At 49.8% G+C, this 10,276-nt stretch carries 7 protein-coding genes, 1 tRNA gene and 2 rRNA genes; 3 read left to right on the top strand and 7 right to left on the bottom strand.

Going from position 1 to position 10,276, the window contains the following annotated elements; genetic code table 11:
* The 3 genes from rrf (ACJHW7_RS14115) to rrf (ACJHW7_RS14105) form a co-directional block, all read left to right on the top strand.
* Positions 1 to 104 (top strand): 5S ribosomal RNA (rrf, locus tag ACJHW7_RS14115); the annotation flags it as partial.
* Positions 105 to 118: 14 nt separating this feature from the next.
* A tRNA-Thr gene (locus tag ACJHW7_RS14110) sits at positions 119 to 194 on the top strand.
* A gap of 39 nt (positions 195 to 233) precedes the next feature.
* Positions 234 to 349, top strand: a 5S ribosomal RNA gene (gene rrf, locus ACJHW7_RS14105).
* A gap of 231 nt (positions 350 to 580) precedes the next feature.
* Here rrf (ACJHW7_RS14105) and ACJHW7_RS14100 read toward each other — a convergent pair.
* The 7 genes from ACJHW7_RS14100 to acrE all read right to left on the bottom strand — a co-directional run bounded on the left by ACJHW7_RS14100 (position 581) and on the right by acrE (position 9,912).
* Positions 581 to 1,339: an amino acid ABC transporter ATP-binding protein gene (locus ACJHW7_RS14100; RefSeq protein WP_000078339.1), complete on the bottom strand. Its 759-nt coding sequence runs from the start codon at positions 1,337 to 1,339 to the stop codon at positions 581 to 583.
* Positions 1,340 to 1,346: 7 nt separating this feature from the next.
* Positions 1,347 to 2,450 (bottom strand): amino acid ABC transporter permease, encoded by a 1,104-nt coding sequence (locus tag ACJHW7_RS14095; protein WP_021557261.1) that lies wholly within the window; start codon positions 2,448 to 2,450, stop codon positions 1,347 to 1,349.
* A 9-nt stretch (positions 2,451 to 2,459) separates the two neighbouring features.
* On the bottom strand, positions 2,460 to 3,641 hold the full coding sequence (locus ACJHW7_RS14090; protein ID WP_000019655.1) for an amino acid ABC transporter permease: 1,182 nt from the start codon (positions 3,639 to 3,641) through the stop codon (positions 2,460 to 2,462).
* 67 nt (positions 3,642 to 3,708) lie between these two features.
* Positions 3,709 to 4,734: an amino acid ABC transporter substrate-binding protein gene (locus ACJHW7_RS14085; protein WP_000738575.1), complete on the bottom strand. Its 1,026-nt coding sequence runs from the start codon at positions 4,732 to 4,734 to the stop codon at positions 3,709 to 3,711.
* A gap of 430 nt (positions 4,735 to 5,164) precedes the next feature.
* A complete protein-coding gene (locus ACJHW7_RS14080; RefSeq protein ID WP_000825639.1) occupies positions 5,165 to 5,386 on the bottom strand; it encodes a membrane protein in 222 nt (73 codons plus the stop codon).
* Positions 5,387 to 5,638: 252 nt separating this feature from the next.
* Positions 5,639 to 8,743, bottom strand: coding sequence for a multidrug efflux RND transporter permease subunit AcrF (gene acrF / locus ACJHW7_RS14075; protein ID WP_001273212.1), 3,105 nt, complete (start codon positions 8,741 to 8,743; stop codon positions 5,639 to 5,641).
* An 11-nt stretch (positions 8,744 to 8,754) separates the two neighbouring features.
* A complete protein-coding gene (gene acrE, locus ACJHW7_RS14070) occupies positions 8,755 to 9,912 on the bottom strand; it encodes a multidrug efflux RND transporter periplasmic adaptor subunit AcrE (RefSeq protein WP_000160334.1) in 1,158 nt (385 codons plus the stop codon).
* Between the last annotated feature and the right edge of the window lie 364 nt (positions 9,913 to 10,276).

Raw genomic sequence — 10,276 nt, 5'->3', positions numbered from 1 at the left:
AGCGCGGTGGTCCCACCTGACCCCATGCCGAACTCAGAAGTGAAACGCCGTAGCGCCGATGGTAGTGTGGGGTCTCCCCATGCGAGAGTAGGGAACTGCCAGGCATCAAATTTAGCGTGCTGATATGGCTCAGTTGGTAGAGCGCACCCTTGGTAAGGGTGAGGTCCCCAGTTCGACTCTGGGTATCAGCACCACTTTTTAGGTTAAAGTTCGGCAGATTAGAAAAGAATTTGTCTGGCGGCAGTAGCGCGGTGGTCCCACCTGACCCCATGCCGAACTCAGAAGTGAAACGCCGTAGCGCCGATGGTAGTGTGGGGTCTCCCCATGCGAGAGTAGGGAACTGCCAGACATCAAATAAAACAAAAGGCTCAGTCGGAAGACTGGGCCTTTTGTTTTATCTGTTGTTTGTCGGTGAACACTCTCCCAACCAGGACAAATCCGCCGGGAGCGGATTTGAACGTTGCGAAGCAACGGCCCGGAGGGTGGCGGGCAGGACGCCCGCCATAAACTGCCAGACATCAAATCAAGCAAAAAGGCCATCCGAAAGGATGGCCTTTTTGCTTTTCGAACTAACATTCAATTAATGGATTACCTGCGATAAAAATGCCCTCGTACGCTCTGATTTAGGATGCGTAAAAAATTCATCAGGTGCAGCTTGCTCCACTATTTCCCCACGATCCATAAAAATCACCCGGTCAGCGACGGTTCGCGCAAACCCCATCTCATGCGTTACACACAACATTGTCATACCCGATTGCGCCAGCCCAATCATCGTATCCAGCACCTCTTTCACCATCTCCGGATCGAGCGCCGACGTTGGCTCATCAAACAACATAATTTTCGGCTTCATACACAGCGAACGCGCAATGGCAACGCGTTGCTGCTGACCACCAGAAATTTGTCCGGGAAACTTATGCGCATGTTCGGCAATTCTCACCCGCTCAAGGTAATGCATCGCCAGAGCTTCAGCCTCTTTCTTTGGCATCTTGCGTACCCAAATCGGTGCCAGGGTACAGTTCTGTAGAACGGTCAGATGAGGGAAGAGATTGAAATGCTGAAAGACCATTCCCACTTCCTGCCGGACGCGCTCAATATTGCGGATATCTTCATTAAGTTCGATGCCATCTACCACGATCCGTCCCTGTTGATGTTCTTCCAGATGATTAATACAACGAATGGTTGTCGATTTACCGGAACCTGAAGGGCCACACAGAACGATCCGTTCTCCCGGTTGCACGGTTAAATTTATATTTTTCAAAACATGGAATTGTCCATACCATTTATTGACGTTTTCCAGCGTAATCATCGCGTTAGCAGGTTGCAGTAAAATTTGGCTCATAGTGTCCTCAATGCGGTGTACGCCCGGTGTTAAAACGTTTTTCCAGATGCTGGCTATAGCGCGACATGCTGAAACAGAAGATCCAGTAGATCAGCGCGGCGAAAACATACCCTTCCGTCGACATACCCAACCAGGTGGGATCAACGGTTGCCTGCTGAACGCTACTGAAAAGATCGAACAACCCGATAATGATCACCAGGCTGGTATCTTTGAAGAGTGCGATGATGGTATTTACCAGCCCAGGAATTACCAGCTTCAACGCCTGTGGCAGAATAACCAGCCCCTGAGTTTTCCAGTAACCCAACGCCAGCGACTCTGCCGCTTCATATTGCCCTTTAGGCAGCGCCTGTAATCCGCCTCGCACGACTTCCGCAACATATGCTGACTGAAACAGGATCACGCCAACCAGCGCGCGGATCAGTTTGTCGATATTGGTGCCTTCTGCCATAAACAAAGGCAGCATGACCGAAGACATAAACAATACGGTAATCAGCGGTACGCCGCGCCAGAACTCGATAAAAATGACCGATAAGATACGCACAATCGGCATATGGGAGCGGCGACCTAACGCCAGTAAGATCCCCCACGGTAGCGCCCCCGCAATCCCAACGGATGCAATAATTAAAGTTAGCGTCAGCCCGCCCCATTGCCGGGTTTCAACCCGCTCCAGACCAAAAAAACCGCCATACATCAGCCACCAGACAATCAGTGGGTAAATCACCGCCCAGACCGCAATATAGCGACCGCGATGCGGGAGTATTTTCCAGAACATTGGTGCGATTGACACAAGGCCAATCAGTAATGCCTGGTTAATTCGCCAGCGTTGGTCGTGTGGGTAAAGTCCATACATAAACTGACCAAATCGTTCGTGGATGAAGACCCAACAGGCACCGGCTTTTGTGCAGTCGGCACGCGTTGAGCCAACCCAATTAGCCTGCAAAAATGCCCAGTTCAGCAACGGTGGGATCAGTTCCCACATCAACCATATGCAGCCAATAGTCAGCAGGCTATTGCTCCAGCTGGAGAACAGATTTTTTCGCACCCACACCATCGCGCGGCTTGAGTTATGGCTCGCTGGGCGCGAGGGCTGAGACAGCAATACTTTTGTCATCATGACTCCTTAGCGTTCAACGATCGCGATGCGGCGGTTATAGATATTCATCAGCAGCGAGATAGTCAGGCTGATAATCAGATAGACCGACATGGTCATGGCTATCGTCTCGATGGCTTGCCCCGTCTGGTTCAGCACGGTGCCAGCAAACAGCGAAACCATATCGGGATAGCCAATAGCGGCGGCAAGAGAGGAGTTTTTGACGATGTTGAGATACTGGCTGGTTAACGGCGGAATAATCACTCGCAGTGCCTGGGGAATAATGACCTGGCGTAGCGTAACCGGGTTGGGTAATCCCAGTGACCGAGCCGCTTCATGTTGACCATAAGGCACTGCCTGGATCCCAGCGCGGATAATCTCGGCGATAAATGCAGATGTATAAACCGAAAGTGCCAGCGTTAAGGCTGCCAGTTCAGGAATTAAAACCATCCCGCCGCGGAAGTTAAAGCCTCGTAGGGCTGGGACATCCCAGTGTAGTGCTGCGCCAAAAAGCCATTGCGCCAGTAAAGGCAAACCAATGATCAACACTGCGGCGATCGGCCAGGTGCGGCGCAGTTGTCCGGTCTTTATCTGGTATGTTTTATTAAAGCGGAATAGCCCAACAGAAAGGACTATAGCCATAACAACAGCCAGGATAAACGCAATAAATCCGTCTCCCAGCTGCGGTGACGGAATATAAAGCCCACGATTGCTCAAAAAGGCCAGATCAAACGCGCTCACAGCCTGGCGTGGTCCGGGCAAATTGCGCAACACGGCAAAGTACCAGAAGAAGATTTGCAGCAGCGGGGGAATATTACGGAAGATCTCAATATAAATTGTGGATAGTTTTCGTAGCAGCCAGTTATCCGAAAGTCTCGCCAGACCGATAAAGAAGCCTAAAACAGAAGCGAACACAATACACAATGCAGAAACCAGTAGCGTATTGAGTAAGCCGACAATAAAAACGCGTCCGTAGGTGTCGCCCTGCTGGTAATCGATCAAATGCTGGACAATACCGAAGCCAGCGCCGCGATCCAGAAAGGCAAAACCTGAAGTAATGCCACGATTATTGAGATTCGTTACAGTGTTGTGAAATAACCAACCAACAATGCCGACAACAGCAACAACGGCAAGGATCTGGAATAACCAGGCGCGAACCGTAGGGTTGGCAAAAGAGAGTGAGCCTTTAACGGTTGAGCGGCGATGAGACATAGAAACCTCGGAAAGCATAACGCTGAAGAGAGCGCCGCCGTAGCGACGCCCGTTACCTCACACCGACTTAACGCACGGGCGGCGCGTACTGAATACCGCCGTTATTCCAGAGATTATTTTGCCCACGTTTAATTTTCAGCGGGCTTTCTGAACCTACGTTACGCTCGAAAATTTCCGAGTAGTTACCCACCTGTTTGATGATGTTATAGGCCCATTTATTATCCAGCTTCAGATCCTTGCCGTAATCGCCTTCTTTACCCAGCAGATGTGCCATATCAGGCGTTGCTGGATTAGCCGCTTTTTCATCGACGTTCTGGGAATTGATGCCCATCTCTTCAGCATTCAGCATGGCGAAAAGCGTCCAGCGTACAATCGAGAACCATTCATCATCGCCACGACGAACTGCCGGCCCAAGCGGTTCTTTAGAGATAACCTCCGGTAAGACAATCCATTCAGCTGGGTTGCTTAATTTGATGCGCAGGGCATACAGTTGCGACTGATCCGAGGCCAGCGTATCGCAGCGACCAGATTCCAGTGCCTTCGCTGATTCGTCAGAGCGATCGAAAGTCACCGGTGTGTACTTCATATTGTTTGCCTTGAAATAGTCGGCAACGTTGAGTTCGGTATCAGTACCCGCCTGAATACAGACGGTAGCGCCATCCAGTTCTTTCGCGCTTTTTAGCCCCGCTTTATCGTGCGTCAGGAAGCCAATGCCGTCGTAATAAGTGACGCCGGTAAATGCCATTCCCATCCCGGCATCGCGAGATGAAGTCCAGGTCGTATTACGGGAGAGCAAATCCACTTCCCCTGACTGTAAAGCGGTGAAGCGTTCTTTTGCTGTGAGTGGGGTATATTTCACTTTCGTGTCGTCACCAAATACAGCAGCGGCAACACCACGACAAACATCAACATCAATACCTGAAAACTTACCGTCTGCATCGGCATAAGAGAACCCAGGTAATCCATCACTGATCCCGCATTGCACAAAACCTTTTTTCTGAACGGCATCAAGCGTCGCGCCAGCATGCGCCTGATTTGCAACGGCAAGCAGCACGCTGGCGGCAGCCAGTGTGGCTATCATCATCTTTTTCATAATGCTTCCTGTGAGGCGAAAATTATCGTTATAGGACGTTTGGGAAACGTCTTTTACCTGTCTGTGGCCATCCTCTTATAAGCAAAAGTAGTGCCAGCTTTTGCGCCCGATTTCGCGTCGCAATAAGCTGAGTGTAGACAGGAAATAATAAAAACAGCGCCCCGCAATGGTGCGAAAATGAAACATGCGCCACATTTTGGCGCAAAATATTTACGCGTGTTTTACTAAGCAGAATAATGATTGTTAGCGTGAGTATATTTCTGGTGGGAAGTGTGAAAGTTAAATTGATGCGTTATTTCGAAAGCAGCGAAATAACGCGATATAACATGCTAAATCAGCAGAGAATTAGCCAGCAGAATATAGCAATATTTTATCTTATGTAAAGATACTGTATCGTTAAACAGAGCGCGAAACTCCGCGCCCTGTTCAGTTATTTCGACAGAGCGATGATCCCCATCGTCAGGCCAGCAACAGCCGCTGCCCCGCCAGCAATAGCCCCAGCCGTTTCCCAGTTATCCTGAGTCGTGCCTTTCATACAGGTATTGGTGTGAACCAGACGACCCTGATCGTCATAAACCGGAACGCAGGGCGAATCGTGAGCACAGCCCGCCAGCAATGCGGTGAGCAATGCCACAGGAATTAATCTTTTCATGGTGTTACCTCAGTAATAAACGCTAACGCTTAATAAGTTAACTCTCTTATTAACGAGCTGAATGCCATTTTATCACCGGAGGTTATAAATCTTGCGGAATGAATAATGACAAATTATGTGAATTGTAAAAATAGTGAAGGGAGCGGGAACTATAGAAAGCTTTTAAAGAGTGAGCAGAAGAATATCTTATTAATTTTTATGGGTTTCACTGGAAATAATAAAGGCACCCGAAAGCGCCTTTATGTTTCTGATTTATCCTTTAAAGCAACGGCGGATCACCACAAAGAACACCGGTACGAAGAAGATTGCCAGCAACGTTGCAGAGACCATTCCTCCCATTACCCCGATACCCACAGCGTTCTGCGCGCCACTGCCGGCACCGTTACTGATAGCTAGCGGTAATACGCCGAGAATAAAGGCGAGAGAGGTCATCAGGATAGGACGCAGACGCATACGTACTGCCATCAGTGTCGCTTCAACAACACCTTTACCCTCTTTCTCCATGAGATCTTTAGCGAACTCAACAATCAAAATAGCGTTTTTGGCCGACAAGCCAATTGTCGTTAGCAAGCCCACCATAAAGTAGACGTCATTTTTTTGATTAAAGAGTGTTGCCGCCAGTAGCACGCCGACAATCCCTAACGGCACTACCAACATAACCGAGACAGGAATTGACCAGCTTTCATAGAGTGCAGCAAGGCACAGGAAAACAACCACAAAGGAAATTGCTACCAGAGCGGGAGCCTGGTTTCCCGATAAGCGTTCCTGATACGACATACCCGTCCAGTCATAACCAATGCCCGCAGGTAATTTTGACGCAAGGTTTTCCATCAACGCCATGGCATCGCCGGAACTGGTTCCTGGCGCGGCTTCCCCCTGAATCTCCATTGACGGCAGACCGTTGTAGCGTTCCAGTCGCGGAGAGCCATACACCCAATGTGAAGTGGTAAAGGCCGAGAATGGCACCATTTCGCCGTTGGCGCTGCGGACATAAAGTTTATCGACATCTTCTGGCAGCATACGGAATTTGGCATCCGCCTGAACATACACCTTTTTCACGCGACCACGGTCGATGAAGTCGTTAACGTAAGTCCCACCCAACGCCGTTGAAATGGTCTGATTGATGTCAGAAAGTGAAACACCTAATGCCTGCGCCTTTTCCTGGTCAACTTCCAGTTTAAACTGCGCGGTGTCTTCCAGGCCATTAGGACGCACGCTGACTAAGCTGGCAGGATGTTGCGCCGCCATGCCAAGCAACTGGTTACGGGCCTGGGTCAGGGCATCGTGACCCAGCCCAGCCTGATCAATTAACTCAAAGTCGAAACCCGTTGCCGTGCCCAGTTCAACAATGGCTGGCATATTGAATGGAATGACAAAACCGTCGCGGATCTTGCCCAATTCCATTTTGGCACGATGGATTACCGCTTCCGCACTGTTTTCATCACTATTACGCTCTTCCCACGGTTTCAGACTGACGAAGGCCATACCGGCGTTTTGTGCCTGGCCGCTGAAGCTAAAGCCGTTAACCGTAAAGACACTTTCAACGTTCGCTTTCTCGTTCTTCAGATAGTAATCCGTCACTTGATCCAACACTTTTTGCGTCCGCTCTTGCGTCGCGCCAGCGGGTAACTGAATCATGGTCAGAAAGACACCCTGATCCTCTTCAGGTAAGAAGGAAGACGGAAGACGTAAAAACAACACCACCATTCCTGCAACAATCAGCGCATAGATCAGTAAATATCGTCCTGTGGAACCGAGGATTTTGCCGACGCTGTTGGTGTAGTGGTTAACGCTATGATCGAAGGTGGTATTAAACCAGCCGAAGAAACCACCCTTATTTTCGTGATGCTCAGCTGAGGTGGGTTTGAGCAGTGTTGCACATAACGCAGGGGTAAGAATCAATGCCACCAGAACAGAAAGCGCCATTGCCGAAACGATGGTGATAGAGAACTGGCGATAAATTGCCCCAGTAGAACCGCCGAAGAATGCCATCGGAATAAATACCGCTGACAGCACCATCGCGATACCCACCAGTGCGCCCTGAATTTGCGACATCGATTTTTCCGTCGCTTCTTTTGGCGGGAGCTTATCCTCCATCATCACGCGCTCGACGTTCTCCACCACCACTATCGCATCATCGACGAGCAGCCCGATGGCAAGCACCATCCCGAACATCGTTAGTGTGTTGATGGAGTAACCAAAAGCGGCGAGGATGGCAAACGTCCCTAATAACACCACGGGTACCGCAATGGTGGGGATCAGCGTTGCTCGCATATTCTGCAAGAACAGATACATCACCAGGAACACCAGCATAATGGCTTCGAACAGCGTTTTTACCACTTCGTGAATAGAAAGCTGGACGAATGGCGTGGTGTCATAAGGGTAGAGAACCTTCATTCCCTGCGGGAAGAATGGCTGTAATTCCGCCAGTTTTGCCTTAATGGCTTTCGCGGTATCGAGAGCATTCGCGCCGGTTGCCAGCTTAATCCCCAGGCCCGCCGCCGGTTTTCCGTTGATACGAGCGATAACGTTATAGTTTTCACCGCCAAGTTCAACTCGTGCGACATCTTTCAGGCGTACCACCGAGCCGTCACTGTTTACGCGCAGGGTTACTTTGCCGAATTCTTCCGGATTTTTTAACCGCGTCTGAGCAATAATTGAGGCGTTCAACTGTTGCCCTGGTAACGCTGGCGTTCCGCCCAACTGTCCGGCAGCGATCTGATCGTTCTGTACCTTCAACTGGTTAATCACATCAACCGGTGTCAGTTTATATTTGTTTAGCAGATCGGCGTCCAGCCAGATACGCATCGCATACTGTGCGCCGAAAAGCTGTACGTCACCGACGCCATTCAGACGGCTAAGCGTATCTTTAACGTTAGAGGCCACATAGTCCGAGATATCGTCCTGTGTGGTGTCTGGGTTATCAGAGACAAAGCCCGCCACCATCAAATAGCTGCTACTGGACTTTTCAACACTGATCCCCTGCTGCTGAACCTCCTGCGGCAGCAACGGCGTGGCGAGCTGGAGTTTGTTCTGCACCTGCACTTGCGCGATATCAGGATCGGTCCCGGACTGGAAGGTAAGGGTAATTGTCACGCTACCGGCGGAATCGCTGGTGGAGGACATATACATCAGGTTATCGATACCGTTCATATTCTGTTCGATAACCTGCGTCACCGTATCCTGCACGGTCTGCGCATCAGCGCCCGGATAGTTTGCTGAAACAGAAACCGCAGGCGGTGCAATGGTTGGATACTGAGCGACGGGTAATTGTAGGATCGCCAGTGCGCCCGCCATCATCAGAATAATGGCCAGCACCCATGCAAATATCGGTCGTCGAATAAAAAAGTTTGCCATGTCAGATTACCTTACTTCGATGCAGTATCTGCGGGGGTATCGGTAGTGGCTTTAACCTGCTCTCCCGGACGCGCTTTTTGCAGGCCGCTGACAATGACTTGATCGCCAGATTTCAGACCTTCGCTAATCAACCATTTATCGCCAATCGCCTGACTGGCAACGACAGGGCGCGCTTCCACCTGACTTTTATCGTTAACAATCAGCACGGTTGCATCACCACGCGGTGTGCGGCTAACGCCTTGTTGCGGGATAAGAATGGCGTCAGGTTGGACGCCTTCATCAATCCGTGCGCGCACAAACATACCCGGCAAAAGCGTATGTTGCGGGTTAGGGAAGACGGCACGTAGGGTTATGGAGCCGGTGCTTTCATCAACGGTCACATCAGAGAATTGCAGCGTACCTTTCAGGGGATAGGTTTGACCGTTTTCCATGACCAACTCTACGTTGCTGGTGGCGTTTTCCTTATGCAAATTTCCTTGCTCTACGGATTGCTTCAGCCTCATAAAATCGTTGCTGGATTGGGTCACATCAACGTAGATAGGATCGAGCTGCTGGACAGTCGCCAGTTCAGTCGTTTGCCCATTAGTGACAAGAGCGCCTTCGGTCACGGTCGATTTGCCGATACGTCCGCTAATTGGCGCAGTCACTTTGGTATAAGCGAGATTGATGCGAGCGCTTTCGACTGTGGCTTTTGCGGCAATCACGGCGGCATCGGCCTGGCGAGCATCAGCAATGGCCTGGTCGTACTCCTGCTGGCTGATGTATTTCGTACCCACGAGCGGAACGTAACGTTTTACCGTCAAATGCGCGATGGCGGCGGCGGCTTCACTTTTCGCCAGTTCGCCTTTCGCGCTGTCATAATTTGCCTGATAGGTCGCGGGATCGATCTGGTACAGGGACTGGCCTGCTTGTACATCGCTGCCTTCAGTGAAATTACGATTCAGTACGATCCCGCTAACCTGTGGGCGAACTTCGGCTATACGGTAAGCATTGGTGCGGCCTGGTAATTCAGTCTTAACTTCTAACGGGGCCGTTTTCACAATATGAACGGTAACCTGCGGTTCACCGACGTGAGCTTTCTCTTCTCCCTTATCGTTACAACCGGCGATTAAAGCCGCGGAGATCAGAATAAAGGAGGGCAGGAGGAAAAACCTGGCATGTTTCGTCATTACTATTCCTCAAAAAACCAAAAGCGCGTTATTTACCCAGAAAGGCAACGCGTTAACTCGCAGAAAGAAAAATACAGTTTGCTATCCTACAAATTATCATTCGTCGATGTAAGGAATAGTTATGAATACTGGCGTCTCAAGGCACATAAACACAAAAAAAGATTAATATTCTACTGTTTTATTTTGACGCGGGTTGAAAGAGGCAGAATTAAAACCTCGTAAATTGAAATATATATTCATGTGGCGAATGTATTTTAGGTAAATAATATATATTATTTATTTGACGATTTATAGCAACTCAATATTAGCCTCTCGTATAAATACACATTAGGTGATAGATTAACCTTCGCTATTTTCTCACTCT

Source organism: Escherichia sp. WS1152, from assembly GCF_046487665.1.
GTDB lineage: Bacteria > Pseudomonadota > Gammaproteobacteria > Enterobacterales > Enterobacteriaceae > Escherichia > Escherichia coli.
The sequence above is the reverse complement of the archived record's forward strand: the minus strand, read 5'-3'. Positions and strand labels throughout refer to the sequence as shown.

What these genes read in the sequence shown, in the direction of transcription:
- ACJHW7_RS14100 (WP_000078339.1), bottom strand. Translation starts at nt 1,339, where the DNA reads ATGAGCCAAATTTTACTGCAACCTGCTAACGCGATGATTACGCTGGAA.
- ACJHW7_RS14095 (WP_021557261.1), bottom strand. Translation starts at nt 2,450, where the DNA reads ATGACAAAAGTATTGCTGTCTCAGCCCTCGCGCCCAGCGAGCCATAAC.
- ACJHW7_RS14090 (WP_000019655.1), bottom strand. Translation starts at nt 3,641, where the DNA reads ATGTCTCATCGCCGCTCAACCGTTAAAGGCTCACTCTCTTTTGCCAAC.
- ACJHW7_RS14085 (WP_000738575.1), bottom strand. Translation starts at nt 4,734, where the DNA reads ATGAAAAAGATGATGATAGCCACACTGGCTGCCGCCAGCGTGCTGCTT.
- ACJHW7_RS14080 (WP_000825639.1), bottom strand. Translation starts at nt 5,386, where the DNA reads ATGAAAAGATTAATTCCTGTGGCATTGCTCACCGCATTGCTGGCGGGC.
- acrF (WP_001273212.1), bottom strand. Translation starts at nt 8,743, where the DNA reads ATGGCAAACTTTTTTATTCGACGACCGATATTTGCATGGGTGCTGGCC.
- acrE (WP_000160334.1), bottom strand. Translation starts at nt 9,912, where the DNA reads ATGACGAAACATGCCAGGTTTTTCCTCCTGCCCTCCTTTATTCTGATC.